Source organism: Serratia sp. MYb239 (genome assembly GCF_002966855.1).
GTDB classification, from domain to species: Bacteria; Pseudomonadota; Gammaproteobacteria; order Enterobacterales; family Enterobacteriaceae; genus Serratia_B; species Serratia_B rhizosphaerae.
On record NZ_CP023268.1, the window covers coordinates 2,938,486 to 2,964,566 of the forward strand.

29 protein-coding genes are annotated in these 26,081 nt (G+C 61.3%); 5 read left to right on the forward strand and 24 right to left on the reverse strand.

What is annotated here, in order from left to right; translation table 11 throughout:
* Positions 1–69: 69 nt before the first annotated feature.
* From flgJ to flgB, 9 genes are all read right to left on the reverse strand, one after another.
* On the reverse strand, positions 70–1,017 hold the full coding sequence (gene flgJ, locus CLM71_RS14160) for a flagellar assembly peptidoglycan hydrolase FlgJ (RefSeq protein WP_105231580.1): 948 nt from the start codon (positions 1,015–1,017) through the stop codon (positions 70–72).
* Positions 1,017–2,117 carry a flagellar basal body P-ring protein FlgI gene (locus CLM71_RS14165; RefSeq protein ID WP_105231581.1) on the reverse strand — a complete coding sequence of 367 codons (1,101 nt, stop codon included), beginning with the start codon at positions 2,115–2,117 and terminating at the stop codon, positions 1,017–1,019. The genes flgJ and CLM71_RS14165 overlap by 1 nt, the downstream gene beginning before the upstream one ends.
* Before the next feature lie 9 nt (positions 2,118–2,126).
* On the reverse strand, positions 2,127–2,831 hold the full coding sequence (gene flgH, locus CLM71_RS14170) for a flagellar basal body L-ring protein FlgH (RefSeq protein WP_187044722.1): 705 nt from the start codon (positions 2,829–2,831) through the stop codon (positions 2,127–2,129).
* An 86-nt stretch (positions 2,832–2,917) separates the two neighbouring features.
* Positions 2,918–3,700 (reverse strand): flagellar basal-body rod protein FlgG, encoded by a 783-nt coding sequence (flgG, locus tag CLM71_RS14175; protein WP_004961475.1) that lies wholly within the window; start codon positions 3,698–3,700, stop codon positions 2,918–2,920.
* Between the two features lie 10 nt (positions 3,701–3,710).
* Positions 3,711–4,466, reverse strand: a complete 756-nt coding sequence (locus CLM71_RS14180) for a flagellar basal body rod protein FlgF (protein WP_105231583.1) — start codon at positions 4,464–4,466, stop codon at positions 3,711–3,713.
* 24 nt (positions 4,467–4,490) lie between these two features.
* Positions 4,491–5,729, reverse strand: a complete 1,239-nt coding sequence (gene flgE, locus CLM71_RS14185; protein WP_105231584.1) for a flagellar hook protein FlgE — start codon at positions 5,727–5,729, stop codon at positions 4,491–4,493.
* Between the two features lie 64 nt (positions 5,730–5,793).
* On the reverse strand, positions 5,794–6,483 hold the full coding sequence (gene flgD / locus CLM71_RS14190; protein WP_105231585.1) for a flagellar hook assembly protein FlgD: 690 nt from the start codon (positions 6,481–6,483) through the stop codon (positions 5,794–5,796).
* A 12-nt stretch (positions 6,484–6,495) separates the two neighbouring features.
* Positions 6,496–6,900 (reverse strand): flagellar basal body rod protein FlgC, encoded by a 405-nt coding sequence (flgC, locus tag CLM71_RS14195; protein ID WP_105231586.1) that lies wholly within the window; start codon positions 6,898–6,900, stop codon positions 6,496–6,498.
* Positions 6,901–6,905: 5 nt separating this feature from the next.
* Positions 6,906–7,316 carry a flagellar basal body rod protein FlgB gene (flgB, locus tag CLM71_RS14200; RefSeq protein ID WP_105231587.1) on the reverse strand — a complete coding sequence of 137 codons (411 nt, stop codon included), beginning with the start codon at positions 7,314–7,316 and terminating at the stop codon, positions 6,906–6,908.
* 186 nt (positions 7,317–7,502) lie between these two features.
* On the opposite strand from flgB, the gene flgA reads away from it, so the two are divergent.
* From flgA to CLM71_RS14225, 5 genes are all read left to right on the forward strand, one after another.
* Entirely contained in the window at positions 7,503–8,153 is a 651-nt protein-coding gene (flgA, locus tag CLM71_RS14205; RefSeq protein ID WP_105231588.1) for a flagellar basal body P-ring formation chaperone FlgA, read from the forward strand.
* Between the two features lie 127 nt (positions 8,154–8,280).
* Positions 8,281–8,592 carry a flagellar biosynthesis anti-sigma factor FlgM gene (gene flgM, locus CLM71_RS14210; protein ID WP_105231589.1) on the forward strand — a complete coding sequence of 104 codons (312 nt, stop codon included), beginning with the start codon at positions 8,281–8,283 and terminating at the stop codon, positions 8,590–8,592.
* 30 nt (positions 8,593–8,622) lie between these two features.
* Entirely contained in the window at positions 8,623–9,057 is a 435-nt protein-coding gene (locus CLM71_RS14215) for a flagella synthesis protein FlgN (protein WP_105231590.1), read from the forward strand.
* A 238-nt stretch (positions 9,058–9,295) separates the two neighbouring features.
* Positions 9,296–9,682 (forward strand): type II toxin-antitoxin system RelE/ParE family toxin, encoded by a 387-nt coding sequence (locus CLM71_RS14220; protein ID WP_105231591.1) that lies wholly within the window; start codon positions 9,296–9,298, stop codon positions 9,680–9,682.
* The gene (locus CLM71_RS14225) at positions 9,663–9,965 is read left to right on the forward strand and encodes a DNA-binding transcriptional regulator (RefSeq protein ID WP_105231592.1); all 303 of its coding nucleotides are present in this window, start codon (positions 9,663–9,665) and stop codon (positions 9,963–9,965) included. The genes CLM71_RS14220 and CLM71_RS14225 overlap by 20 nt, the downstream gene beginning before the upstream one ends.
* 4 nt (positions 9,966–9,969) lie before the next feature.
* Here CLM71_RS14225 and CLM71_RS14230 read toward each other — a convergent pair whose 3' ends face one another.
* From CLM71_RS14230 to flhD, 15 genes are all read right to left on the reverse strand, one after another.
* A complete protein-coding gene (locus CLM71_RS14230) occupies positions 9,970–10,374 on the reverse strand; it encodes a flagellar protein FlhE (protein WP_105231593.1) in 405 nt (134 codons plus the stop codon).
* Positions 10,374–12,455: a flagellar biosynthesis protein FlhA gene (flhA, locus tag CLM71_RS14235; RefSeq protein ID WP_105231594.1), complete on the reverse strand. Its 2,082-nt coding sequence runs from the start codon at positions 12,453–12,455 to the stop codon at positions 10,374–10,376. The genes CLM71_RS14230 and flhA overlap by 1 nt, the downstream gene beginning before the upstream one ends.
* A complete protein-coding gene (gene flhB / locus CLM71_RS14240) occupies positions 12,448–13,599 on the reverse strand; it encodes a flagellar biosynthesis protein FlhB (RefSeq protein ID WP_105231595.1) in 1,152 nt (383 codons plus the stop codon). The genes flhA and flhB overlap by 8 nt, the downstream gene beginning before the upstream one ends.
* Positions 13,600–13,806: 207 nt before the next feature.
* Entirely contained in the window at positions 13,807–14,451 is a 645-nt protein-coding gene (cheZ, locus tag CLM71_RS14245; protein ID WP_105231596.1) for a protein phosphatase CheZ, read from the reverse strand.
* A gap of 12 nt (positions 14,452–14,463) precedes the next feature.
* On the reverse strand, positions 14,464–14,853 hold the full coding sequence (gene cheY, locus CLM71_RS14250; RefSeq protein WP_105231597.1) for a chemotaxis response regulator CheY: 390 nt from the start codon (positions 14,851–14,853) through the stop codon (positions 14,464–14,466).
* Between the two features lie 109 nt (positions 14,854–14,962).
* On the reverse strand, positions 14,963–16,012 hold the full coding sequence (locus CLM71_RS14255) for a chemotaxis response regulator protein-glutamate methylesterase (protein WP_105231598.1): 1,050 nt from the start codon (positions 16,010–16,012) through the stop codon (positions 14,963–14,965).
* The gene (cheR, locus tag CLM71_RS14260; RefSeq protein WP_105231599.1) at positions 16,012–16,872 is read right to left on the reverse strand and encodes a protein-glutamate O-methyltransferase CheR; all 861 of its coding nucleotides are present in this window, start codon (positions 16,870–16,872) and stop codon (positions 16,012–16,014) included. The genes CLM71_RS14255 and cheR overlap by 1 nt, the downstream gene beginning before the upstream one ends.
* A gap of 28 nt (positions 16,873–16,900) precedes the next feature.
* Positions 16,901–18,505: a methyl-accepting chemotaxis protein gene (locus CLM71_RS14265; protein WP_105231600.1), complete on the reverse strand. Its 1,605-nt coding sequence runs from the start codon at positions 18,503–18,505 to the stop codon at positions 16,901–16,903.
* A 103-nt stretch (positions 18,506–18,608) separates the two neighbouring features.
* Positions 18,609–20,276, reverse strand: coding sequence for a methyl-accepting chemotaxis protein (locus CLM71_RS14270; RefSeq protein WP_105231601.1), 1,668 nt, complete (start codon positions 20,274–20,276; stop codon positions 18,609–18,611).
* A gap of 169 nt (positions 20,277–20,445) precedes the next feature.
* Complete coding sequence (gene cheW / locus CLM71_RS14275; RefSeq protein WP_105233410.1) at positions 20,446–20,946, reverse strand: chemotaxis protein CheW; 501 nt, start codon at positions 20,944–20,946, stop codon at positions 20,446–20,448.
* 30 nt (positions 20,947–20,976) lie between these two features.
* Positions 20,977–22,950 carry a chemotaxis protein CheA gene (gene cheA, locus CLM71_RS14280; protein WP_105231602.1) on the reverse strand — a complete coding sequence of 658 codons (1,974 nt, stop codon included), beginning with the start codon at positions 22,948–22,950 and terminating at the stop codon, positions 20,977–20,979.
* Positions 22,947–23,990, reverse strand: coding sequence for a flagellar motor protein MotB (gene motB, locus CLM71_RS14285; RefSeq protein ID WP_105231603.1), 1,044 nt, complete (start codon positions 23,988–23,990; stop codon positions 22,947–22,949). The genes cheA and motB overlap by 4 nt, the downstream gene beginning before the upstream one ends.
* Positions 23,987–24,877, reverse strand: a complete 891-nt coding sequence (gene motA / locus CLM71_RS14290) for a flagellar motor stator protein MotA (RefSeq protein WP_105231604.1) — start codon at positions 24,875–24,877, stop codon at positions 23,987–23,989. Before motA ends, motB begins: the two co-directional genes overlap by 4 nt.
* A 147-nt stretch (positions 24,878–25,024) precedes the next feature.
* On the reverse strand, positions 25,025–25,606 hold the full coding sequence (gene flhC / locus CLM71_RS14295; protein WP_105231605.1) for a flagellar transcriptional regulator FlhC: 582 nt from the start codon (positions 25,604–25,606) through the stop codon (positions 25,025–25,027).
* A 2-nt stretch (positions 25,607–25,608) separates the two neighbouring features.
* Positions 25,609–25,959 carry a flagellar transcriptional regulator FlhD gene (gene flhD / locus CLM71_RS14300; protein WP_172606272.1) on the reverse strand — a complete coding sequence of 117 codons (351 nt, stop codon included), beginning with the start codon at positions 25,957–25,959 and terminating at the stop codon, positions 25,609–25,611.
* Positions 25,960–26,081 lie beyond the last annotated feature (122 nt).

The window sequence follows — 26,081 nt, forward strand, 5'->3', positions numbered from 1 at the left end:
AAAGCCTATTTTCAGGATACTTTGCCGGCAGACGTGACATTTAATCTGACACATCGCTGGGCATGGTGATCAGAACAGATCCTGCAAATCGTGGCTGTAGGCCTTCGCCACCTGCTCACCGGCGCTTCTCATCTGCGCAATCACGCTGACCAGTTTGCGGGCATAGTGCGGATCGGTGGCATAACCCGCCTGCTGCAGCGCATGCGCCGCCTGTTCCGGCGTGCGGGCGGCGGCGACGCCGGCGTAACGCGGGTTGCCGGTCAGCAGTTTGACGTAGTCGGCGATCGCCTCCACGTAGGAGCCGTACACGCGGAAACGCGCCTTGATCTTCTTCGCCGCCCCCTGTTCAAACTCGGTAGTGGTAATTTCCGTCACCGGCCCGCGCCAGCCGCTGCCCGCCTTGATGCCAAACAGGTTATGGCTCGGCGAACCGTCGGCGGCCGGGATTTCACGCCGTCCCCAGCCGGACTCCAGCGCCGCCTGCGCCACGATCAGCTGATGGGGAATACCGCTCTGCTGGCTGGCAAGGCGCGCCGGCGTTGACAGCCGGGCGACAAAGTTGCCGTTGTTCAGCGGCGCAGGATTCCCCGGCACCGACGGCATTGGCGGCAGCGCGCGCCGCACCAGTTGCTCCAACGCCTGACGCGGCAGAGCCTGCAGCCTGTCGCCGTCCAACGCCATCGGCACCGTGCCGGCCGTTTCGCTCGGTGGCCTGCCGGCGCTGCCGAGCTGGCGCACCATCATATCCGCCAGCCCCAGCCCCTTCTGCGACATCTGCTGGGCGATCTGCTGATCGTACAGCGAGGTGTACAGCCGGGTCTGGTCGCTACTCAGCATGCCGTCTTTCGGCAGCGCCGCGCGCATGCTTTTCAGCATCATCTGCACGAACATGCCCTCCACCTGGCGGGCCACCTGCTTCAGGTTGCCCTGCGGGTCAGCGGCGGCGGCGCTTTTCAGCCCGTTCAGCGCCTGGGCGTCGTAGGCCGCGCCGGCCATACTGGTGACGTCTCTGCTCATCAGATAATTTCCAGTTTTGCGCGCAGGCAGCCGGCGCTCTGCATCGCCTGCAGGATGGACATCAGGTCGATCGGCGTCGCACCCAGCGCATTCAGCGCGCGGACTACGTTATTCAGATTGGCGCTGGCGTTGACCTTCTGCAGCGAACCGCCCTGCTGCTGCAGCGAGATCTGGGTATTCGGCGTCACCACCGTCTGACCGCCGCCGAACGGCGTATCCGGCTGGCTGACGCTGTTTTGCCGATCCACCACCACCGACAGGTTGCCTTGCGCCACCGCGCAGGAATCCAGCACCACATCACGGTTCATCACCACCGAGCCGGTGCGCGAATTGATGATCACCTTGGCGTCGATCGCGCCGACACGCACATTGATATTCTGAATATCCGCCAGAAAACGCACCTGAGAGCTGTTGCCCTGCGGCACCAGTACCTTGATGGTGCGCGCGTCCAGCGGCGTCGCGGTGCCGTAGCCGCGCTGGCGGTTAATCGCGTCGCTGATCTGCTGCGCCAGCGTAAAGTCTTCATTGTTCAGCTGCAGATTGATTTCGCCGCCCTGACCGAAGGTGGTCGGCAGCTCGCGTTCGATGGTGGCGCCGTTGCTGATGCGCCCGCCCGCCAGCTGGTTGACCTGTACGCTGCTGCCGCCGGCCGCCGCGCCGGCGCCGCCGACCAGCACGTTGCCCTGCGCCAGCGCGTATACCTGGTTATCCACCCCTTTCAGCGGCGTCATCAGCAGCGTGCCGCCACGCAGGCTTTTGGCGTTGCCCATCGAGGAGACCACCACGTCGATATTTTGCCCGACGCGCGAGAACGGCGGCAGCTTGGCCGTCACCATCACCGCCGCCACGTTTTTCAGCTGCATATTGGTGCCCGGCGGCACGGTGATGCCCAGCTGCGACAGCATATTGCTCAGGCTTTGGGTGGTGAACGGCGTCTGCATGGTCTGGTCGCCGGAACCGTCCAGCCCCACCACCAGTCCGTAGCCGATCAGCGCATTGTCGCGCACGCCCTGCACCGTCACCAGATCGCGGATCCGCTCCGCCGCGGCCGGCAGGCTGAGGCTCGCCAGCAGCGCGGCAATCAGTAATTTCTTCAGCATCGCGATTCCTTAGTACGGGGAGAGATTGAGGAAGAAGCGCTGCAGCCAGCCCATGGTCTGCGCTTCGTTGATATAACCGTTACCGACGTACTCAATGCGGGCGTCCGCCACCTGGGTCGAGGTCACGGAGTTATTGCCGCTGATGGTGCGCGGGTTCACCACGCCGGAGAAACGAATAAATTCGGTGCCCTGATTGATGGCGATCTGCTTTTCCCCCACCACGTGCAGGTTGCCGTTGGTCAGCAGCTGGTTGACGGTTACGGTAATGGTGCCGTTAAAGGTGTTGTTGGCGTTCGCCCCCCCTTTGCCGCCGAAGCTGCTGTCGCCGGACATTTCCATATCGGCGCGCGCGTTGCCGAACAGCCCGCTGAGGTAGCGCGGTGCGGTGGCGACGCCGAATTTGCTGGCGCCGTTGCGGCTGGCGTTGGCTGACGAGCTCTTGCTGGCGCTGACGTTTTCCTGCAGCACGATGGTCAGGGTATCGCCGATATTGCGCGGCCGCCGGTCTTCAAACAGCGGCTGATAGCCGTAGTTCATCGGCTGTACCGTCTGAAAAATCGAGCCGTTCGGCACCGGCGCGGTGGCCGGCGCCGGCTGCGCGCTGGTGGCCCCGTCGACCAGCGGTTTGTGCGGTATGTAGGCGCAGCCGCTGAGCGCCAACAGCGCCGTGGCGGCCAGCGCGCGTTTGCCCTGCGATGGCCGGCGCGCCGTCAAAAGAGTGGTTAGCACAACAAATATCGCCTTTGTTTACGAGAGAGTTAAGCGGGCGCAGCAGGCTGCGCCCTGTGCGTCCGCATCGGTTACAGCTGCGTCAGCTTCTGCAGCATCTGATCGGAGGTGGACACCGCCTTACTGTTGATTTCATACGCGCGCTGTACCTGAATCATGTTTACCAACTCTTCCGCCACATTGACGTTGGAGGTTTCCACATAGCCCTGATACAGCAGCCCGGCGCCGTTCAGCCCCGGCGTGCTCTCATTCGGCGCGCCGGAGCTTTCAGTTTCCTGGTACAGGTTTTCACCGACGCTCTCCAGACCGCTGTCGTTGATAAAGGTGGTCAGCGTCAGCTGGCCGACCTGCTGCGCCGCCGTCTGCCCCTGCTGGGTCACGCTGACGATGCCGTCGCGCCCCACGGTAATGCTCAGCGCGTTGGCAGGAATGGTGATCGCCGGCTGTACCTGGAAACCGCTGGCGGTCACCAACTGGCCGTTCTGGTCGATCTGGAACGAGCCGTCGCGGGTGTAGGCCTGACTGCCGTCCGGCAGCATTACCTGAAAATAGCCCTGTCCCTTGATCGCCACGTCTTTACTGTTGTTGGTCTGTGACAGATTGCCCTGACTGTGCAGGCGCTCGGTGGCCACCGGCCGCACGCCGGTGCCGATCTGCAGGCCCGACGGCAGCGTGGTCTGCTCGGAGGACTGTGCCCCCGGCTGGCGCATGGTCTGGTACAGCAGGTCTTCAAATACCGCACGCTGGCGCTTGAAGCCGTTGGTGCTGACGTTCGCCAGGTTGTTGGCGATCACGTCCATATTGGTCTGCTGCGCGTCCAGACCGGTTTTGGCAATCCATAATGATGGGATCATGTTGTTTTCCTTAGCTCACTGACAGCAGCGAGTTGGCGCGTTGTGCATTCTCATCCACGCTGTGGATGACCTTCATCTGCATTTCGAAGCGGCGGGCGTTGGCGATCATATCGACCATGGTTTCCGTCGGGTTGACGTTGCTGCCTTCCAGCACGCCGGGCATCACCCGCACCTGCGGGTCGTTCGCCAGCTGGTTGCCGCGCTGCTGCCGGCTTGCCGGCGTCAGATGGAACAGCCCGTCATCGCCGCGCGCCACCTCGCCGGCATCCGCCTTGACCAGCTTCAGCCGGCCGATCTGCGCGATGGTGTTCGGCGGGTCGCCCGGATTGAGCGCCGAGATGGTGCCGTCGGCGGCGATGGTGATTTCAGACTGCGGCGGCACCTCGATTGGCCCGCCGTCGCCCAGCAGCGGCCGCCCCTGCACCGTCAGCTGCCCTTCGGCGGAAATCTGGATATTGCCGTTGCGGGTGTAGGCTTCGCCGCCATCGGCCAGCCGCAGCGCCAGAAAACCATCCTGCTGCAGCGCGACGTCCAGCGGGCGCGCGGTGTAGTTCAGCGCCCCTTGGCGCATATCGGCGCCCGGCGTCGAGGCGGCGACCAGCGTACGCGTCGGCAGGCTCGGCCCGTCGACCGGCACCGCGCGCAGCGCCGCCAGCTGGGCGCGAAATCCCGGCGTCGAAACGTTGGCCAGATTGTTGGCGGTGATCGCCTGCTGGTCCAGCGTCTGACGCGCCGCCCCCATCGCGGTATAAATCGCGTGATCCATAGCTTGGTTCCTTTAACCCCGCCGTCAGCGCAGGCTGACCAACGTCTGCAGGATGGAGTCCTGCGTCTTGATGGTCTGCGCGTTCGACTGATAGTTGCGCTGTGCGACGATCATATTGACCAGTTCCTGGCTCAGATCGACATTGGAGGACTCCAGTGCGCCGCTGGTCAGCTTGCCGAAGCCGCCGCCGCCCGCCACGCCGACGCGCGCCTGACCGGAGGCGCCGGTTTCCTGCCACACGTTATCGCCCTGTGACGCCAGCCCTTCCGGATTGGAGAAGTTAGCCAGCACGATCTGCCCCAGCACCTGTTTTTGCTGGTTGGAGTACAGGCCGACCACGGTGCCGTCCTGCTCAATCTGGAAGTTGGTGTATTCGCCGGCGCTGTAGCCGTCCTGCGACACTTTACTCACCGAGTCGCTGCCGACGTTCTGCTGCATGCTGCCGGCAAAGCTGAGGGTGAAGTCCTGCGCCGGCGCGCCGTCTTTGGCCGACATCGGGATCGTCAGGCTGAACGCCGTGGCGCTCGGGTTGCCGTCGGCGTCCAGGGTTTCAGTCAGGGTGCCGCTGGTGTTGAAGTTCAGGCTGCCGGCCTTGTCGGCCGGAGCGCCGTCAACGCTGCCGTCCTGGGTGTAGACATCCCATTTGTTGTCGGCGGTTTTGACGAAATAGGCGTTAATGTTGTGCGCATTGCCCAGCGAGTCGTAGGTGGTAATAACGTTGACGTAGTTATAGGAGTCCGTTTTGCTTGGATCGAAGGTCGTATTTTCCGGCACCTTGTGGGTGGACTTCAGGTTGGCCACCATCGCGCCGGAAGTGGATGCTCTGGCGTTCATCATCCCTTCAGGAATGCTCAGCGGCTGCGGATCCGCCCCCTGCTGAATGGTTGGCGGCGTACCAGCTGCCGGGTAGCCGGTCAGCTGCAGGCCTTGCATATTCACCAGGTTACGGTTTTCATCCAGTTTGAACTGGCCGTTGCGGCTGTAAAAGATGCCGCCGTCGCTGTCCTGCAGGCGGAAGAAACCACTTTCGGTAATGGCGATATCCAGCGCGCGGTTGGTGCTGGTCGGCGTGCCGCCGTTAAAATTTTGCGTAATGCCCGCCACTTTTACCCCCAGCCCGACCTGCGAGCCGGCGAACATATCGGCAAAGGATACGCTGCCGGATTTAAACCCGGCGGTGGCGGAGTTGGCGATATTGTTGCCGATAACGTCAAGGTTGGTCGCCGCCGCATTAAGGCCGCTGACTGCCTGAGAAAAAGCCATGTGTAGTCTCCAAAAAAACAAATAGGTAAGTTAAAACCGCCGTCGCTGAATCTGGCGCTGCGTGTTATAGGATCTGGCGCACATCTTCCAGCGTGGCGCTGCCCGCCAGGCCGAGATCCAGTTTGGCGCCGTCTGCGCCGCGGGTGACGCCGTTCACCATGGCGAAGCGCAGCGGGTTTGCCACCAACTGTTCACCGTTGCCCTTGGCGTTAATGGCGACGGTATAGGCGCCGTCCGGCGCGTTGCTGCCGTCTTCCAGCTTGCCGTCCCAGGTAAAGGCGTGCACGCCGGCGCCCAGGCCGCCGATCTCGATGGTGCGCACCGCCTTACCGGTGGCGTCACTGATGGTGGCGGTAACGCTGCTGGCGGCGCGTTCCAGCTCGACGCCGAACGGCGTGGTGCTGACCTGACCCTCTTTACTGCCCACCAGGATGTCTTTGCCCGGCACCATTACGCCGTGGCCGATCAGCGCGCTGGCCTGCAGTGACTGGTTGCTGTTGATCTGGCCGGAAATCGATCCCAGCGTGGTGTTGAGTTTTTCGATGCCGCTGACGGTGTTGATCTGCGCCAACTGGGTCGTCAATTCGTTGTTCTGCATCGGGTTGGTCGGGTCCTGGTTTTTCAACTGCGCCACCAGCAGGGTCAGGAAACTGTTTTGCAGATCCTGGCTGCTGTTGCCGGCCGCGCCGCTTCTGGCGTTGGCGCCGGCGACGGTGTTGTCCAGTGGTTCATTGGTGGTTGCGGCAATGCCCATAAAAAGCTCCGGTTATTGGCCCAGCGTGAGGGTTTTCATCATCATCGACTTGGTGGTATTCAACACCTCGACGTTGGCCTGATAGCTGCGCGAGGCCGAGATGGTGTTGACCATTTCACCGACCACATCGACGTTGGGCATCTTGACGTAGCCGCGGGCGTCCGCCAGCGGGTTGCCCGGCTGATACACCCTGCGCGCCGGCGCCGGGTCCTCCACCACCTGCGCGACGCGTACGCCGCCGGTAGGTTGGCCGGACGCTGAGGCCACCTCGAACACCACCTGTTTGGCGCGGTACGGCTGGCTGTCCGGCCCGGTGACGCTGTCGGCGTTGGCCATGTTGCTGGCACTGACGTTCAGCCGCTGCGACTGCGCGCTCAGCGCCGAACCGGAAATATCAAAAATGTTCAGTAGTGACATACGCCTTATCCTTGAATCACCGACAGCATGCCTTTGATCTGACCGGTAAGCAGCGTCAGATCGGTTTGGTATTTCAGGCTGTTATCGGCAAAGTTGGTGCGTTCGCGATCCATATCCACCGTGTTGCCGTCGCTCGCCGGCTGGTCCGGCACCCGGTATAACAGCTCGAGCTGCGGCGGCTGCAGGTTCTGCGCCGGAATATGGCGCGCCGAGGTCAGGCTGAGCGCCACGCCGCTGCCGCTAGGGCGGCCCTGCGCCATCACCTTGTTCAGTTGGCTGGCAAAATCAATATCCCGAGCCTGATAACCCGGCGTGTCGGCGTTGGCGATATTGCCCGCCAGGATCTCCTGGCGCTGCGCGCGCAGGTTCAGCGCCTCCTGCCCGAAACGCAGGCTGGCATCCAGTTTGTCGAGCATGCTCCCTCACGAGGTTAGAATTTGGAGCCGACAGCATAAACGCCGCCATTGCCAACCTATCGCCAGAATAAACGTCAAATGCGTCGCTATTTGCCCGCTTAACCGGCGCGGACTCCGGGTACACTGGACGCCATCAGACAGGTCGCCGCGGCGGCGCGTGCGACGCTAACCTCCGGGAGGCCGGGATTGCGATTATTACTCATACTGCTGGCGCTGCTGCCGGGCCTGCCGGCCTATGCCGACGATCTCGCCGGGCAAATCGACCGTTTTATCCAGGCGCAGTTTGCCAACAGCCCGGTGACGGTCAACGTCGAGGTGCGCACGCCGAAGGCGCAATGGCCCGCCTGCGCCACACCGCAGCTGGCGCTGACGCAAAGCGTCCGCCTCTGGGGCGCCGTCACCCTGTCCGCCCGCTGCGGCGATGAACGTCGCTTTATCCAGACGCAGGTTGCAGCGACCGGCCGCTATCTGGTGGCCGCACGCGCGATCCGCGCCGGCCATGCGCTGACGGCGGCAGACGTAAAAGTCGTGCGCGGGCGGCTGGATACGCTGCCGCCGCGTGCACTCAGCGACGCGCGCCGCGCCCTCGGCGCCGTCAGCCTGCGCAATATCGGCCGCGCGCAACCGCTAACCGCCCCGATGCTGCGCCGCCCCTGGCTGGTGAAAGCCGGCCAGCCGGTGCAGGTGCGGGTACAGGGCGAAAGTTTTACTATCAGCGGCAACGGTAAGGCGATGAACAACGCCGCCGCCGATGACAGCGTGCGGGTGAGAATGACCTCCGGGCGGATCGTCAGCGGCCATGTCGGCGAAGATGGCGAAGTGCGTATCACGTTATAAAGAACGCGATTAAAGGTTTGCGCCGGCCTGCCGATAGTTACACTATCAACGGCAGCGGCCGAGCGCGCCGCCCAGAGTAATAACGACTTCCGTCGCCGCAGACGCGCGATGTAGATGGAGATGGGACATGAGTATCGATCGCACCCAACGGCTGCAGGCCATTACCGCCGTGCAGCCCCGAGAAACCTCGGCGGAAACGCCGCTGAAACCGCGTAAAAACGCCCAGGCGGAAAACGGCCAGAGCGGTACGCAGGTCAGGCTCAGCGACGCGCAGGCGCAGCTGATGCAGCCCGGCAGCCAGGATATCGACATGAACCGGGTTGAGGCGATCAAGCAGGCGATTCGCAGCGGCGATCTCACTATGGACGCCGGCAAGATTGCCGACGCGCTGCTGCAGGAAATGCAAAACGACAGCCAGTGGACATCCGGACCGCGCTGAACGTACAGAGAGAAAAGGTAAACAATCACCATGGAAAGTCTGGCACTGCACCTGGACAAGCTACTGGAAACGCTCAGCGAGTTGGAGAGCGTGCTGGCGGAAGAACACGCCCTGCTGTGCGCCGGCACGCTGCCGGGGCCTGCGCTGCAGCGCGTTACCGATGACAAAAGCCAGCTGCTGGCGACGGTCAATCATCTGGAACAGCAGCGACAGCTGTTGGAAAACAGCGGCGGCCCGAAAGCGCCCTATGCCGGCCACGACGGGCTGACCGCGCGCTGGCGGCAGGTTCAGCAGCAAAGCCAGCAATTACGTGAGAAAAATCAGCATAACGGCCTGCTGCTCAGCCGCCATATCGACCACAACGCTCAGGCACTGGCGGTGCTGAACAAACAGAATAAAAACCTGTACGGGCCGGACGGACAGTCGCGCGGCGGCAGCCTGCTGGGGCGCAAAATCGGCGTTTAAATCCAAATCCCTCTTCGCGTCGTCCGGCTGCCCCATAACGCCGGACGACGTTTACCATTTTGCGCAGCCGTGCGCATTCCTTTGATAAATGCCGCTATATCGTCATTTTTAAATTCATCACGCCCCGCATAATCCCTCTATTCCTCTGTGCCTCCCTCGTTTGACGCGGCATGATGAGCGCGTTGTTAAACCGCTTGAAATATACCCACCAAGGGTATAGATTTCACAGGGAGCGTGAATGACGGATATCTACCTGACCAAAACGTTTCAGGCTTTTGCCGCGCGTGAACGCATCAGCGACGCCACCGTGATCAAAGCCGCCAGAGAAATACGGCATGAAAACTACGAGGCCAACCTCGGCGGCTGCGTGTACAAAAAACGGGTCGCGAAACACGGCGGGGGAAAACGCGGCGGCTACCGCCTGTTAATCGCCTTCCGTGAGGAGAACCGGCTGTTTTTTATGCGCGGGTTCGCCAAAAGCGAGCGGGAGAACCTGAGCCGCGACGAACTGGCTGCATTAAAGTGCCTGGCGGCTCTGTATCTGGATTTCTCGCCTTATAGACTTTATCAGTTGGTTAACAACAAGGAATTAAAGAGGCTGTGTGATGAGCAAAATTCTGTCTGAGATCCACCAGGAAGTGCAGGGACTGCACCAAACGGGCTTCGTCGACGATGTGACAATGCGCACCTTCGATATGCTCTGTTTACACCCGGTTAAACACTACTCGCCCGCCGACATCCGCGCCCTGCGTGAACGTGAAAACGTCAGCCAGCCGGTGTTCGCCCTGCACCTCAACGTCAGTAAAAAAGCGGTGCAAAAGTGGGAGCGCGGCGAGGCAAAACCCAACTCCGCGGCGATGAAGCTGCTGTCGCTGGTTGAACGCAGCGGACTGGCGATCCTCGCCTGAGACATTACTGATAATTGACAATCACCTGGTTGCTGAGCACCCGCAGCGGAGGAAACAACGCGCCGCGCGTCTGCACAACATAGCTGAAGCGCAGCTCGCTGGCCGCCGGCGCGTCCTGCAACGCCAGCGTAGTGCCGCTGGCGCCTGCGAGCGGTACGCAACGTCCCGGTATGCACAGCTGCACCTGTAAACCAGCCGGCGGCGGTGATGTCAGCAGATAACGCCAGCTGACGCTGACGATGCGCGCCTCATCGCTCGGCAAGACATTCGGCGGCCGCAGCGCGGACGACTGCGTGCTGATACCACCGTGGCTCAGCGTCGCCCCCAGCCCGTCCGCCGCCCAGGAGCCGGAGACCGCCTGCGCCGCCGGCACGCCGAACAGCCACAGCAGCAGCCACAGACGCCTCATCAGACGCCGCCGATGGTGGCGGTCATGCGAATTTGGCGCTCATCATTGATTTCCAGATTCGACAGCACCACCAGCTGCGGCAGACTGCGGCGCAGAAAGCGCGACAGCAGCGGCCGCAGCGCGTGATTGACCAGCAACACCGGCGGCGCGCTGTGCATTTCCTGACGCTGCAGCGCCTGCTGCGCCTGTTCCAACAGCCTTTCGGCCAGCCCCGGCTCCAGCCCGCCGCCGTTCTGCAGCGCCTGCAGCAACAGACGCTCCAACTGGGTATCCAGGCCAATCACCTGAATTTCACCGTTGCCCGGGAACCACTGCTGGGTTATCGCCCTTCCCAGCGCGACGCGCACCACGGCGGTCAATTCATACGGATCGCTCTGCGTCGGCGCATGCTCTACCAGCGTTTCAATAATGGTGCGCATATCGCGAATCGAAATACGTTCCGCCAGCAGATTTTGCAGCACCTTGTGCAGCGTGGTCAGCGAGACCACGCCGGGCACAAAGTCCTCGGTGAGCTTCGGCATATCCTGCGTCACGCGGTCCAGCAGTTGCTGCGCCTCCTGACGACCAAACAGGTCGCTGGCGAACTGGCCGATCAGATGATTCAGGTGGGTAGCCACCACGGTGCTGGCCTCCACCACCGTGAAGCCCTGAATTTGCGCCTGCTCACGCAGCGCGCTGTCGATCCACACCGCTTCCAGACCAAAGGCCGGATCGACGGTTTTCTCGCCGGGCAGTTCCCCCGCCGCATTGCCGGGGTTAATCGCCAGCCAGCGCCCCGGATGCGCTTCACCGCTGCCGATTTCCACGCCCTTCATCAGAATACGGTAGCGGGCCGGCGGCAGCTCAAGATTGTCGCGGATATGCACCACCGGCGGCAGGTAGCCCATCTCCTGGGCGAATTTTTTGCGGATGCTGCGGATACGCCCCAGCAGCTCGCCATCCTGCTGGAAGTCCACCATCGGGATCAGCCGGTAGCCCACTTCCATGCCCAGCGGATCTTCCAACTGAACGTCCGACCAGCTGGCCTCCAGCGCCTGCGGGTTGTCCTGTGGCGCGGCCGGTGCTTCCGCCTGGCGCGGCGCCTGCTGCTCACGGCCGCGCAGCCACCAGGCCAGCCCCAGCAGCCCGGCGGTAAACAGCAGGAACACCAGATTCGGCATGCCCGGCACCAACCCCAACAGCCCCAGCACCCCGGCGCTGAGCAGCATCACGCGCGGGTTGTTGAACAGCTGGCCGACCATCTGCTCGCCAACGTCCTGATCGGTCGCCACGCGGGTGACGATCACGCCTGCGGCGGTAGAGATCACCAGCGCCGGAATCTGCGCCACCAGCCCGTCGCCGATGGTCAGCAGCGTGTAGCTCTCCGCCGCCGCCCCCAAAGGCATGCCGTGCTGCACCACGCCGACCAACAGGCCGCCGACCACGTTCAGCACCATAATCATCAGGCCGGCAATCGCATCGCCGCGCACAAATTTACTGGCGCCGTCCATCGAGCCGTAGAAATCCGCCTCCTGCGTCACCTCGGCGCGGCGTTTTTTCGCCTCTTCTTCGCCAATCAGTCCGGCGTTCAGGTCGGCGTCGATCGCCATCTGCTTGCCCGGCATGCCGTCGAGCACAAAACGCGCGCCCACTTCGGCAATCCGCCCGGCCCCCTTGGTGATCACCATAAAGTTAATCAGCACCAGAATAATAAACACCACGATGCCGATGGCGAAGTTGCCGCCGACCAGGAAGTGGCCGAAGGCTTCCACCACCCGTCCCGCCGCCGCAGAGCCGGTATGCCCTTCCATCAGAATGATGCGGGTCGAGGCCACGTTCAGCGACAGGCGCAGCAGGGTCGAGAACAGCAAAATGGTGGGAAACGCGGCGAACTCCAGCGTGCGCTGGGTAAACATCGCCACCAGCAGCACCATAATCGACAGTGCGATATTGAAGGTGAACAGCAGATCGAGGATAAACGACGGCAGCGGCAGCACCATCATCGACAGAATCAGCAGAATCAGCACCGGGCCGGCAAGCACCTGCCACTGCGTATCTTTAAAATTCCCCGGCAAACGAAGCAGGGAGGCCAAATTAGCCATCAGCGTTACTTTCTCCAGCAAAATCCAGTGCGTCCGGCACCGGTAAATGTTCAGGTTTTTTCGGGATCAGCCCCCCTTCTCGCTGCCAGCGGCGTAGCTGGTACACCCAGGCCAACACTTCGGCGACCGCGGCATACAGGGTAGTGGGAATATGTTGGCCAATCTCGCTGTGACGGTACAGCGCGCGCGCCAGCGGCGGCGCCTCCAGCAGCGGGATACGGTGTTCTCCCGCCAGTTCGCGGATGCGCAGCGCAATCTCGCCGGCGCCTTTCGCCAGCACCTTCGGCGCGCTCATCTTTTTATCGTTGTACTGCAGCGCCACCGCGTAGTGCGTCGGGTTGGTGACGATCACGTCCGCCTTCGGCACGTCCGCCATCATGCGGCGGCGGGCGGCGGCGCGCTGCTGCTGGCGAATCCGCCCCTTCACGTGCGGATCGCCCTCCTGCTCCTTAAACTCGTCGCGAATATCCTGCTTGGTCATCTTCAGCTTTTTGAAGTGGCTCCACAGCTGATAAAACACGTCGAACGCCACCATCGGCACCAGGCCAAGCACCACCAGCAGGCCGCAGAACACCACCATCTGCAGCGCGTTGGCCATCGCATCCAGCGGCTGCTGCGTCACCAGATGCAGCATCGCCGCCCAGTTGTGCCACAGATACAGACCGGTCACCCAGCCCACCAGCAGCGCTTTAAGCACGCCCTTCAGCAGCTCCGCCAGCACCTGGCTGGAAAAGATGCGTTTCAGGCCGGACAGCGGGTTCAGCCGTTTGAGATCGAACTTGAGTGATTTGGCGCTGAACAGCAGGCCGCCCAACAGCATCGGCGCGGTCAGCGCCACCAGCACCAGCCCCGCCAGCACCGGCAACAGCGCCCACACCGCCTGACGCAGCAACGTGGCCAGCTGGCGCAGCATCTGTTTATCGTTATTCACCATGGCGTGATCGAAATGCAGGCCGCCGGCCAGCATCTGTGACAGCTCCCGGGCCATATTGCTGCCCCCCAGCCACAGACACGCCAACCCCACGATCAGCATCAGCATGGACGTCAGTTCGCGCGAACGCGGGATCTGCCCCTCTTTCCGCGCTTTTTCCAACCGATGGGGCGTGGGGGCCTCGCTTTTTTCCAGATCGCTGTCTTCAGCCACTGCCTGCTCACCGTGCCGGAAAGGAATAAAATTGCGGTCAGCATGACAAAAAAATGCGGAGTTTATTGATGGAACAGCGCGGGAAAAGGTGAGTTATTTCGGGGATGGGGAACGACCGGACGCGGAGATTACGGTCAGTTTTGCCGCCGCAGAGCATCGATTACACAAAAAATATCACCGGACGCGGCGACCCGCGCCCGGTATCCCTCAGAAACCGAGGCTGTCGAGCAGGTCGTCCACCTGCTCCTGATTGGCGATCACGCCGACGCCGTTCTGATCGAGCTGCGGACCGTTGAGTAAACTGTCATTCGGCCGCTTATCTTTAACCGGCTGCTCCGGAATATTCTCCATCAGCACCATCAGCAGCTGTTTTTCGATCTCCTGCACCACGCTCATCATGCGTTTGATGACCTGACCGGTCAGATCCTGGAAGTCCTGCGCCATCATGATTTCCAGCAGCTGCGCGTTGGTAAAGGCGGTGTGCTCCGGCACCTGCGCCAGGTACTGACGGGTATCGCTGACCAGCACGCGCGCCTCCGCCAGCTCGATCGGATTGGCGAACCACTCATCCCAACGCCCCTGCAGCGCCTTCGCGCCGGTTTCCAGCTCCGCCTGGCGCGGTTGCGCCGCTTCAACGCAGTTCAGGGCGCGTTCCGCCGCCTGCGCCGTCATGGTCACGACATAGTCCAGCCGGTCGCGCGCATCCGGTATCGCCTCCGCCGCCTGGGCGATCGCCTGGTCAAGTCCCAGCTCGCGCATGCTGTCGCGCAGCATCCGCGTCAACTGGCCGATACGGGCGATAATCTCCCCCGCGCTCGCCGCATCGCTGGCAGGCATCGGAATATTTGTCATGGCGCTTTCTCCTTACATGCCCAGTTTTTCGAAGATCTTATTGAGCTTTTCTTCCAGCGTCGCCGCCGTGAACGGCTTCACCACATAGCCGCTGGCGCCGGCCTGCGCCGCCGCAATAATGTTCTCTTTCTTGGCCTCGGCGGTCACCATCAGCACCGGCAGTTTCGCCAACTGTCCGTCGGCGCGAATCGCCTGCAGCAGCTCCAGGCCGTCCATGTTCGGCATGTTCCAGTCGGAGACCACAAAGTCAAAACCGCCAGCCTGCAGTTTGCCCAGCGCGTCGGCGCCGTCCTCCGCCTCTTCCACATTATTGAAGCCCAGCTCTTTCAGTAAGTTCCTGACGATGCGACGCATGGTTGAGAAGTCGTCCACCACGAGAAATCTGAGATTTTTATCTGCCATAGTTAGTCCTAAGGTTTAATGCTCATTATTGAGCCAATTGCAGCAACAGCCGCGCCGCCGCTACTCCGGCGACGCCGGCTAAATCCGTTCGCCCCCGACGCAGGCGGCGTCAGATACGCAGCGCCTGCCCTCCGGCGATTTGCGCCAGCATGCGCTGGCTTATCCGTTCCAGTTCCACCACTTCGCTGACGCCGCCGCCGGCGATAGCCTCGCGCGGCATACCGAACACCACGCAGCTGTTTTCATCCTGCGCCAGGGTATAGGCGCCGGCGCGGTGCATTTCCAGCATGCCGGCGGCGCCGTCGTTCCCCATGCCGGTCAGGATCACCCCGACCGCATTGCGCCCGGCGAACTTTGCCACCGAGCGGAACAGCACGTCCACCGCCGGCCGGTGCCGGTTGACCAGCGGTCCGTCATGCAGCTTCACCTGATAGTTGGCGCCACTGCGCGCCAGCTCCAGGTGACGATCACCCGGCGCGATGTAAGCGTGCCCCGGCAGCACGCGCTCGCCGTCTTCCGCCTCTTTCACCGTAATCTGGCACAGTTTGTTCAGACGCTCGGCAAAGGAGCGGGTGAACCCCGGCGGCATATGCTGCGTGATCAGCAGCGCCGGACTGGTGGCCGGTAACGGCTGCAGCACCTGACGAATCGCCTCGGTGCCGCCGGTGGAGGCGCCGATGGCGATCAGCTTTTCGCTGCTGAGCAGCGGCGTATGACTGAGGATCGGCGGCGCGGCGGCGCGCGTACGCGACGGCAGGCGCGCACGGGCGGCGGTGCGAATCTTTTCGGCGATCAGCTCGCTGTACGCCAGCATGCCTTCGCGGATGCCCAACTGCGGCTTGGTGACGAAATCAATCGCCCCCAGTTCCAGCGCCCGCAGGGTAATTTCCGAGCCTTTGCCGGTTAGCGATGACACCATCACCACCGGCATCGGCCGCAGACGCATCAGCTTTTCAAGGAATTCCAATCCGTCCATGCGCGGCATTTCGACGTCCAGCGTCAGCACCTGCGGATTAAATTTTTTGATGAGATCGCGCGCCACCAACGGATCCGGCGCGGTCGCCACCATTTCCATATCCGCGTGGCTGTTGACAATTTCACACATCAGCTGCCGCATCAGGGCGGAGTCATCTACGCTTAACACTCTGATTTTACTCATTACCTCTCCTTGGTCAGGCCATACACGGTCTGCCCGCGCAAGTAGACATCCCGGCTGATCTGGCTGAAGTTTTCGGAATGACCGGCAAACAGCAGCCCGCCAGGCTTCAATAGGGGAACAAACCGACGCAGAATCTTTTCCTGCGTCGCCTTATCGAAATAGATCATCACGTTGCGGCAAAAAATAGCGTCGAACTGCCCCGGCAGATCCCACTGCGGCGCCAGCAGGTTCAGCGGCTGAAAGTGCACCTGCGCCGCCAGTTCCGACCGGATACGCACCAGCCCCTGATGCGGCCCGGTGCCGCGTAAAAAGTAGCGCTGCATCTGCCCCGCCGTCAGCGTGCGCAGGTCCTCCTGCCGGTAGATGCCCGCCAGCGCCTTCTCCAGCACCTGCGTATCAATATCGCTGGCCCATACCTGAAAGCCGCCGCCCCGTTGCCCCAACGTTTCGCTCAGGGTGATGGCGATGGAATACGGCTCTTCGCCGGTCGAGGCGGCGGTACTCCAGACGCAGTAGCCGTTCGGGCGCGTGCGGGCATGTTCGGCCAGAATAGGAAAGTGGTGAGCCTCACGAAAAAACGCCGTCAGGTTGGTGGTCAGCGCATTGATAAACGCCTGCCATTCGGCGCTGTTGACGTCGCTCTCCAACTGCGCCAGATAGCTGCCGAAATCATTGATGCCCAGCAGGCGCAGGCGGCGCACCAGGCGGTTGTACACCATTTCCCGTTTATGCTCCGCCAGCACGATGCCGGCGCGCTGATAAATCAGCTGGCTGATACGGCGAAAATGCACGTCGGACAGCGGCAGACGCTGCGCCATCTGCGCCAGCGGCGTCGCCGCGCCATGGGGTAAAGGCTTCATCGCGTCTTACCCGGAAAAGAACTCGGTTTTATGCTGTTTGACAATCTGGCGTCTCCTTTTGCCTCTGTAACCACTCTGCGGCCGGCACGCTGACGTGCGCGTCCGCCAGACGAAATACCGACACCGCATCCGCCAGGGCGATCGCCTGCTCTTCCAGACCGCTGGCGGCAGAGGCCGCCTCGACCACCAGCGCCGCATTCTGCTGTGTCACCTGATCCATTTGCGTCACCGCCTGCGTCACCTGTTCAATGCCGCGGCTTTGCTCATCGGACGCGGACGTAATTTCCCCCATGATGTCGGTAACCCGCGTTACCGAACGCACGATGTCCTGCATGGTGGCGCCGGAGTGTTCCACCAGCGTCGACCCCTGCTGCACCCGCGCCACCGACTCATCGATCAAATCTTTAATCTCTTTCGCCGCCTGCGCGCTGCGCTGCGCCAGACTGCGCACCTCACCGGCCACCACGGCGAAACCGCGCCCCTGTTCGCCGGCGCGCGCCGCCTCCACCGCCGCGTTAAGCGCCAGGATATTGGTCTGGAAGGCAATAGCGTCGATGACGCCGGTAATGGCGCCGATTTTCTGCGAACTGCCGGAGATAGCGCACATGGTATCGACCACCTCGCCCGCCAGTTCGCCGCCTTTGGCGGCGATGGTCGACGCATCGCGCGCCAGTTGCGTGGCCTGGCGCGCATTGTCGGCGTTCTGTTTCACCGTTGAGGTCAATTGCTCCATGCTGGCGGCGGTTTCTTCCAGCGAGGCGGCCTGCTGCTCGGTGCGGGAAGAGAGGTCGTTATTGCCTGCCGCAATCTCCTGCAGCCCGATCAGCATGGCTTGTGTCCCGTCCTGCACTGCGCCGACGGTATTGGCCAGCGACTGCTGCATCTGCCGCAGCCCGGCGAATAGCGCGCTGATTTCATTGTTGCCTTTCACCTCCACCGGCATCGCCAGATCGCCGGCGGCGATGCGTTCAAAATGGCGGCGCATGGTTTTCAGCGGCCCCAGCAGCACGGTCTGCTGCCACCAAATGGCGCTGCCGGCGACGACGAACAGCATCAGCACCGCGCCCGCCAGCATCCAGCCGCCCAAGGCGTAGGCCCGCTGATTGGCCTGCTGCGCCTGCGCCATCTCGCCCCTCAACTGCTGCAGGTAATGCGTGAACTCCGTGTCAAACTGCGCCTGTATTTGCTGCGTGGGCTGCGCCATAAAAGCCTGCAGGTTGCCGCTCTCCAACAAACCGATCAGCTCCAGCAGCGCTGCGCGCAACCGCTGATAGCGGGCCGTCAGGCGGCGTTCACTCTCGCCGGCGGGCGCAAGCGTCTGAAACTGACCAAAACCCTGCTCGGCGCTCTGCAGCGAACGGCGGGCGTCATCCATCAGGGGGGTCACCTGCTCCTGCGGCAGCTGCAGCGCAGCACGGGTGCCGGCGCGGTTCAGGCTATTGCGCGCCTGCAGCAATGCAATCCGGCTCATCGTCAACACGTCACGCTGTTGACTTCCCTGCGTTATCACCTCAAAGCTGCGGCTGTCGGCGCGGAAGGCGCTGAACGACAGACCGGTGCTGATCAGCTGCATCAGACAAAAACAGAACATCAGCAGATACAGGCTGATGGAAATACGGACTCGGTTAAACATGATGAATCTCCTTTCATCCGGACGCGGCCAGCCGACGACGGAACAGAGGCGCTTTCTCCGCAACCGCCGCGCTACAGCATGCGGCGGTTACGGCACCTCAGAGTCAGAACGTTTCCCAGTTATCCTGCGTCTCGCCGACGCTGGCTTTACGCGGCGTAATGCTCGGGACAGCCGCCTTGCTGATGACCGGCGCGTTGACGGTTTCCTGACCGTTGTTATGCAGGCGGAACACCGCGACGGAGCGCGTCAGCAGGCTGACCTGCTCCTCCAGCGCCGCGGCCGCAGAGGCCGACTCTTCCACCAGTGAGGCGTTCTGTTGCGTGACGCGGTCCATTTCCGCCACCGCCTGGCCGACCTGGTCGATCCCACGGCTCTGCTCGTCGGACGCGGAGGCGATTTCTCCCATAATGTCGGTGACCCGCGTCACCGCATTGACGATATCGCCCATGGTTTCGCCGGCGCTTTCCACCAGTACCGATCCCATATCGACACGGCTGACCGAGTCATCAATCAGTCCTTTAATTTCTTTTGCCGCCTGCGCGCTGCGCTGCGCCAGATTGCGCACTTCGCCGGCCACCACGGCAAAACCGCGCCCCTGTTCACCAGCGCGCGCCGCTTCCACCGCCGCGTTAAGCGCCAGAATATTGGTCTGGAAGGCAATGCCGTCGATCACGCTGGTAATATCAGCGATTTTCTGCGAACTGCCGGCGATATCGTGCATAGTCTGCACGACGTCGGCGACCACCTTGCCGCCCTTCTGCGCGGTTTCAGAGGCGCTCAGCGCCAGTTGGCTGGCCTGGCGCGCATTTTCCGCATTCTGTTTCACCGTGGCGGTCAGTTGCTCCATGCTGGCGGCAGTTTCTTCCAGCGAAGCCGCCTGCTGTTCAGTGCGGGAGGAGAGATCGTTATTACCGGCGGCGATTTCCGACGCGCCGCTGTAGATAGCGTCGGCCCCCTGACGCACGCCGCTGACGGTGTTAGTCAGTTCGGCCTGCATATGCTGCAGGCTGGCGGCCAGCACGCCCATCTCGTTGCGGCTGCCGACGTCGATCGACCGGGTCAGATCGCCGGCAGCAATGTGTTTGATATGTTCGATAATGCGGTTAAGCGGACGTACCAGAATATGATGAATACCGCTCCATACCAGCACGATCGCCGCCAGCACCACCAGCAGCACGGTCACCAATGTCCAGAGCGCCGAACTATAAGAGCGTTCGTTGGCCTCTACCGCATCGTGATACAGCTCGCCGTTTTTCATCAGATACGCGACATAGACCTGTTCGAAGGCATCCTGGTAGCTTTGAGTCGGTTGGTCGAAGAAGGCGTTGATTTTGCCGGCGTCCAGCAGTTGGATCAGCTCCGACAGCGCGCCGTATAAAATGTGATACTGCTGCTTAAGCTTTTCAGCAGCCTGCCGGTCCTGTCGCTCGCCAAGCGGGACTTTTTCGTAAGCGGCGTAACGCTGCTGCGCCTCGCCGAGCGCGCTGCGGGCCGATGCAAGTAAATCCTGCACGCTGGCGCCGCTGCCGATTTTATTGGCATCCATCATGTAGCGGATGCCCGCGCGGTTCAGCGTATTGCGGGCCTGCAACAGGCTTACCCAGCTGCCGTTCAGTTCGGACTGCTGCTGTCGGATAGTCTGCAATACGGTGAAGTTTTCCTTATCGCTCTTGAGCGAGGAGAAGAACAGTCCGCCGGAAATCAGCTGCAACGCACCAAACAACACCAGCACCAACAGCAGGCTGGTCACGACTTTCATACGATTAAACATGTGTCCCCTTCTTGGAATGCCACTCGGATAAATCCCAAAACGTTATCTGTCTGGGTTATCGGCGGCGCCGAAGAGAACTTTATGGTTGCGGGTAACTATTTTGTGTGAGTCGGTTACCGCCGTTGCACCGCCCGGAGACGGCGGCACAACGGCGACGGCCATCTGTGAATCAGGCGCTTTTCACCACGCTGTCGACCAGCGACATCTCTTCGCTGCTCAGCAGTTTTTCAATATCCACCAGGATCAGCATCCGTTCACCCAGCGCCCCCAGCCCGGTGAGGTATTCGGTCGCCAGCGTGACGGCAAATTCCGGCGCCGGCCGGATCTGCTCGGCGGTCAGCGACAGTACGTCGGACACGCCGTCCACCACAATACCTACCACCCGCTGGCTGAGGTTGAGCACAATCACCACGGTGTTTTCATCGTAAGAGACGTCCTGCTGGGCAAACTTCACCCGCAGATCGATAATCGGCACGATCACGCCGCGCAGGTTGGTCACCCCTTTAATAAACGCCGGCGTGTTGGCGATGCGCGTCACCTGGTCATAACCACGGATCTCTTGCACCTTCAGAATATCAATGCCGTACTCTTCATTACCCAGCGTAAAAATCAGGAACTCCTGCCCTACGGTTTCACCAGCCATTTTGCTGACGCTTGCCAATCCAGCCATATTCATGCCCTATCCAAGTCGGTTAACGAGTTACGCCGCCGCCTCCGGCAGCAGCTTTTCACGGTTCAGCGTCTGCAGCGCCGACACATCGACGATCAGCGCCACGCTGCCGTCACCCAAAATGGTCGCTGCGGAAATGCCCGGCACCTTGCGGTAGTTGCTTTCCAGGTTTTTCACCACCACCTGATGCTGGCCGATCAACTGATCCACCAGCAGCGCGTAGCGCCGGCCGGCGCTTTGCAGTATCACCACGATGCCCTGCGTCGCTTCGGTTTTCGCGCCGGCAACGTCGAAGATACGGTACAGCTCAACCAGCGGCAGGTATTCGCCACGCACCTGCAGCACCCGCTCGCCGCCGGCCAGCGGATGCAGATCTTCCGCCTGCGGCTGCAGCGACTCCATCACCGCGTTCAGCGGCAGGATAAACACCTCGTCATTCACCTTGACCGACATCCCGTCCAGGATCGCCAGCGTCAGCGGCAGCAAAATACGGATAGAGGTTCCCTTGGCCGCCTGCGAATGAATTTCTACATGGCCGCCCATCTCCTGAATGTTTCTCTTCACTACGTCCATGCCGACGCCGCGGCCGGAGACGTCGGTCACCTGTTCCGCGGTGGAAAAGCCCGGCGCGAAGATCAGCATACCAACCTCTTCGTCGCTCATGCTGTCGCTGACCGCCAGCCCCTGCGCGGCCGCCTTGGCCAGGATTTTTTCCCGGTTCAGCCCGGCGCCGTCGTCAGTCACCTCAATGCAGATATTGCCGCCCTGATGCTCCGCCGACAGAATCAGGTTGCCGACCTCCGGCTTGCCCGCAGCCAGACGCACCTGCGGGTCTTCAATCCCGTGGTCCAGGCTGTTGCGCACCAGGTGGGTCAACGGATCGATAATGCGCTCTATCAGGCTCTTATCCAGTTCGGTGGAGCTGCCCTGTAACGTCAGCTCTACCTGCTTGTTCAGCTTGCCGGCCAGGTCCCGCACCAGCCGCGGGAAGCGGCTGAACACGTACTCCATCGGCATCATGCGGATCGACATCACCGACTCCTGCAAGTCACGTGCGTTGCGCTCCAGCTGGCTCATGCTGTTGAGCAGGTCGCCGTGCGCGACCGGATCCAGCGTGCCGGAACGCTGCGCCAGCATCGACTGGGTGATCACCAACTCGCCGACCAGGTTGATCAACTGGTCCACCTTCTCGACCGCCACGCGGATACTGCTGGACTCCGTCGCCGCTTTGCTGCGCGGCTTCGGCGCGTCTGCCGCCGGCGCCGCCGTTTGCACCGCCGGTGGAACAGGCCCGGCCACTTTTGCCGCCTCAGCCGACGGGGCTGTGGTCGCAGCGAAGGCAATCTGCTCAGGCTCCAGCACAAAGCAGAGCACCGCGCTGATATCCTCTTCGCTGACGGACGTCAGCAGCGTCACCGACAGGCTGTTTTCACCCTGCTGCGGATCGCGCACTTCGCCGAGGTTACCCAGTTCTTCCAGCAACAGCGGGATTTCGTTCGGTTTCAGATCGGTCAGTGAAATATGCAGCCCGCCGGCTCCGGCTGACGCGGACGGCGGCATCGCCGGGGCGGCCACCTCAGGCTCCGCTGCCGGCGGTGCGGGAGCGTCCTGTTGCGCTTCCAGCGCCAACTGCCGCAGCGCCTGACAGATATAGGCAAAGCTGTCGGCATCGGGTTGTTGTGACGTTTTATAGGCGTCCAGTTGCTCCTGCATAATGTCTTTGGTTTCCAGAAACAGGTTGATAATCTCGGTGCTCAGGCTCATTTCCTGGCGCCGCGCGCTGTCCAGCAGGTTTTCCAACAGATGGGTGGTTTCCTGCAGAATGCTAAAACCGAAGGTGGCCGCACCGCCTTTAATCGAATGGGCCGCGCGGAAAATGGCGTTCAGCGGTTCGATGTCCGGCGCCAGCGGATCCAGCTCCAGCAGGTGCTGTTCCATATCCGCCAGCAGCTCGTCTGCTTCATCGAAAAAGGTCTGATAAAAAGCGCTAATATCCATACTCACGGGATCACCTCTACTGTGAGACGCTGTGGGTTAGTCGATGGGCCTGCCGCCGGCGCCGGTGAGACGTCCGTCGTCGGCGCCTCCGGCTGTGGAGCCTCCGGCGCTGACGGCTGAACCGCCGCTTCTCCAACCGGCGTCTTTTGTGTCGACGCGGCAACAGGCTGCGGCGCCAGTTGCTTCAGCGCCTGCGGCCGGCTGATTTCCGCCGCCTCGCTTTTGGCGTTTTCATGCTCGATGCCCTGCTGCGTTTGTTTATTCAGCACCAGGATCGTGATGCGCCGGTTCATCGAATCATCCGCCCCGTGCTGCTTCAAACTCATGGTGGCGGCCATGCCCACCACGCGCAGCACTTTGCCTTCCGCCAGCCCGCCGGCAATCAGCTCTCGCCGTGAGGCGTTGGCGCGATCGGCGGACAGTTCCCAGTTGCTGTAATAGCGCTCGCCGGTGGCGTACGGCAGATCGTCAGTATGGCCAGACAGGCTGATTTTATTGGGTAAGTCATTCAGGATCGGCGCAATTGCCCGCAGAATATCGCGCATATAATTCTCCACCTGCGCGCTGCCGGTTTTGAACATCGGCCGGTTCTTGCCGTCGATAATCTGGATGCGCAACCCTTCATCCATCAGGTTAATCAGCAGGTGCGGCCGCAGCGCCCTGAGGCGCGGGTCGGACTCAATCAGCTGATCCAGCCGCTCGCGCAACTTATTGAACCTCCGCGCTTCCGCCTGCTGTTCGGCGTTCGGCTGTTTTTTTACCAGCCCGTCCTGCCGGGTGGGATCCTCGCCGCCGCCGGGAATCGGGCTGCTTTCGGCACTGCTTTTGTTGCCGCCGGTCAGCGCCACTTTCAGCGGCGTACGGAAATATTCGGCGATTTGCGTTAACTCCTGCGGACTGGCGATGGCCAACAGCCACATCACCAAAAAGAACGCCATCATCGCCGTCATAAAGTCGGCATAGGCGATTTTCCAGGAACCACCGTGATGCGCGTTATGGTGCGCCTTACGCTTGCGAACCAGGACGACCGGGTGATTCTGCTTCATGCCTGCTCTTCTTCCGCTGCCTGCTGCGCCGGCGCCCTCACCTGACGAACATGTTCTTCCAGTTCCACAAAGGACGGCCGCTCCGTGGTGTACAGGGTTTTACGGCCGAATTCGACGGCAATTTGCGGCGCGTAGCCGTTCAGGCTGGAGAGCAGCGTCACCTTGATGCACTGCATCATTTTGACGTTCTCCGCGCTCTTTTGCCGCAGCAGGGTGGCAAGCGGAGAAATAAAACCGTAAGCCAGCAGGATCCCAAGGAAAGTCCCCACCATCGCATTGGCGATCAGCGCCCCCAGCTCCGCCGCCGGCCGGTCAGCCGAGGCCAGCGCGTGCACCACGCCCATCACGGCGGCGACGATGCCGAACGCCGGCAGTGAATCGCCGACCATTGCCAGACTGCCGGCCGGCACCTCGCTTTCCTGCTCGAAGGTTTCAATCTCTTCATCCATCAGCGCCTCAATTTCAAACGCGTTCATATTGCCGCTCACCATCAACCGTAAATAGTCGGTAATAAATTCCACCAAATGGTTATCGGCAAGAATGCGCGGATAATTAGAGAAAATTTCACTCTCCTGCGGGTTATCAATATCGAACTCCAGCGACAGCATCCCCTGCTGGCGTGATTTGGACAGCAGGCGAAACAGCAACGCCATCAAATCCATATACAGCGCTTTGTTGTATTTTGAGCGGCGCATCAGCGTAGGTATGGCGCGCAGCGTGGCCTTGATCGCTTTACCGTTGTTGCCGACGATAAACGCGCCAACGCCGGCGCCGCCGATAATCAGGAACTCCGCCGGCTGATACAGCGCGCCGAGGTGGCCACCCACGATCATATAGCCGCCAAATACCGTGGCCAGAACCACTACGTAACCCAAAATAACTAACACACGCATTCCTTAATTAAACGAGGTGGATGGAGGACGGGAGCAATGCCAAACGCCATCGTAGCGGCGCAACAGCCTGCGCCGACGGGAGCCGCCGGCTCCCCTACGTATGGGTGATAAATTGATGCCGTAAGCCGGAGGAACCCCGGCTTACATTGCGCGTTTAACCGGCTCGTCCAACAGTTGTGGAATAATATCGGCCAGTTGCGGCGAAAGTTTACGTCTTTTTACGGCGCGGGATGGGGGTTGGCATAAACTGCAGACGAAATTGCTCAGCGGCTGATGTGCATGAGTGATAAACGTACCGCCGCAGCTGCTGCAGGCGGAAAGCTGCAGCATATCGCTGTCGACAAAGCGCACCAGCGTCCAGGCGCGGGTCAGCGCCAGCAACGGCGGCTCGCCCGGCTGCTGGGGACACTGTTCCAGATATAAACGGTAGGCTTTGATCACCGCCTCAACGCCCGTGCATTGCCCGCTTTTGAGCAAGAAACAATAGGCGTTATAGAACATCGACGAGTGAATGTTATGTTCCCAGGTCATAAACCAGTCGGTAGAGAACGGCAGCATGCCTTTCGGCGGCGGACTGCCGCGCAGTTCCTTGTACAGCTTGATTAATCTGCCGCGGCTGAGCTGCGTCTCGCTTTCCAGCATCTGCAGCCGTGCTCCCAGAGCGATCAACTCCATGGCAAGCTGGATATCCTTGGCTTCCTTGACAATACTCTTATCCGCCATCTTCAAGCCCTTTTCTTCATCGCGCCGTCCTGCTTACCGGAGAGCTCTTGCAATAAATGGCTTGAGAGCAAAATCCCGGTGTGGATCTGCTGCAGGTCATCAACACGCGACTCTTTTGTCAGCTGTGTGATGGTTTGATGATCGTTAAAACGGAAATGGCACACCAGCTGGTTGGTCTCCGCCAGCTTGACCATTTGCGGTAACGTTAATTGCGACAGGGCGTCGGCCATATCCTCATCAATCCCCAGACGGAACATTGCCGATGCTTTTTCATCATTAATCAAACGCTGTGCTAAAAGTAAGTACGACAAATTGATGTCGTATATATGCTTAAGTAATTCAGACGTACCCATATTTCCCATCCCGACAGACTATGTTTAAAAACATACGCTGGGTGATAATTTTATCGCCCGTGACTTGGGTTTTCTCGAAGTTGGCAAATGAATCCTGATTATCATCCGTGAAAAGAGAGTGC

Bases quoted from the DNA above. Each gene is read 5' to 3' on its own strand.
- flgJ (WP_105231580.1), bottom strand. From the start codon at position 1,017: ATGAGCAGAGACGTCACCAGTATGGCCGGCGCGGCCTACGACGCCCAG.
- CLM71_RS14165 (WP_105231581.1), bottom strand. From the start codon at position 2,117: ATGCTGAAGAAATTACTGATTGCCGCGCTGCTGGCGAGCCTCAGCCTG.
- flgG (WP_004961475.1), bottom strand. From the start codon at position 3,700: ATGATCCCATCATTATGGATTGCCAAAACCGGTCTGGACGCGCAGCAG.
- CLM71_RS14180 (WP_105231583.1), bottom strand. From the start codon at position 4,466: ATGGATCACGCGATTTATACCGCGATGGGGGCGGCGCGTCAGACGCTG.
- flgE (WP_105231584.1), bottom strand. From the start codon at position 5,729: ATGGCTTTTTCTCAGGCAGTCAGCGGCCTTAATGCGGCGGCGACCAAC.
- flgD (WP_105231585.1), bottom strand. From the start codon at position 6,483: ATGGGCATTGCCGCAACCACCAATGAACCACTGGACAACACCGTCGCC.
- flgC (WP_105231586.1), bottom strand. From the start codon at position 6,900: ATGTCACTACTGAACATTTTTGATATTTCCGGTTCGGCGCTGAGCGCG.
- flgB (WP_105231587.1), bottom strand. From the start codon at position 7,316: ATGCTCGACAAACTGGATGCCAGCCTGCGTTTCGGGCAGGAGGCGCTG.
- flgM (WP_105231589.1), top strand. From the start codon at position 8,281: ATGAGTATCGATCGCACCCAACGGCTGCAGGCCATTACCGCCGTGCAG.
- CLM71_RS14215 (WP_105231590.1), top strand. From the start codon at position 8,623: ATGGAAAGTCTGGCACTGCACCTGGACAAGCTACTGGAAACGCTCAGC.
- CLM71_RS14220 (WP_105231591.1), top strand. From the start codon at position 9,296: ATGACGGATATCTACCTGACCAAAACGTTTCAGGCTTTTGCCGCGCGT.
- CLM71_RS14225 (WP_105231592.1), top strand. From the start codon at position 9,663: ATGAGCAAAATTCTGTCTGAGATCCACCAGGAAGTGCAGGGACTGCAC.
- CLM71_RS14230 (WP_105231593.1), bottom strand. From the start codon at position 10,374: ATGAGGCGTCTGTGGCTGCTGCTGTGGCTGTTCGGCGTGCCGGCGGCG.
- flhA (WP_105231594.1), bottom strand. From the start codon at position 12,455: ATGGCTAATTTGGCCTCCCTGCTTCGTTTGCCGGGGAATTTTAAAGAT.
- cheZ (WP_105231596.1), bottom strand. From the start codon at position 14,451: ATGACAAATATTCCGATGCCTGCCAGCGATGCGGCGAGCGCGGGGGAG.
- cheY (WP_105231597.1), bottom strand. From the start codon at position 14,853: ATGGCAGATAAAAATCTCAGATTTCTCGTGGTGGACGACTTCTCAACC.
- CLM71_RS14255 (WP_105231598.1), bottom strand. From the start codon at position 16,012: ATGAGTAAAATCAGAGTGTTAAGCGTAGATGACTCCGCCCTGATGCGG.
- cheR (WP_105231599.1), bottom strand. From the start codon at position 16,872: ATGAAGCCTTTACCCCATGGCGCGGCGACGCCGCTGGCGCAGATGGCG.
- CLM71_RS14265 (WP_105231600.1), bottom strand. From the start codon at position 18,505: ATGTTTAACCGAGTCCGTATTTCCATCAGCCTGTATCTGCTGATGTTC.
- CLM71_RS14270 (WP_105231601.1), bottom strand. From the start codon at position 20,276: ATGTTTAATCGTATGAAAGTCGTGACCAGCCTGCTGTTGGTGCTGGTG.
- cheW (WP_105233410.1), bottom strand. From the start codon at position 20,946: ATGGCTGGATTGGCAAGCGTCAGCAAAATGGCTGGTGAAACCGTAGGG.
- motB (WP_105231603.1), bottom strand. From the start codon at position 23,990: ATGAAGCAGAATCACCCGGTCGTCCTGGTTCGCAAGCGTAAGGCGCAC.
- flhC (WP_105231605.1), bottom strand. From the start codon at position 25,606: ATGGCGGATAAGAGTATTGTCAAGGAAGCCAAGGATATCCAGCTTGCC.
- flhD (WP_172606272.1), bottom strand. From the start codon at position 25,959: ATGGGTACGTCTGAATTACTTAAGCATATATACGACATCAATTTGTCG.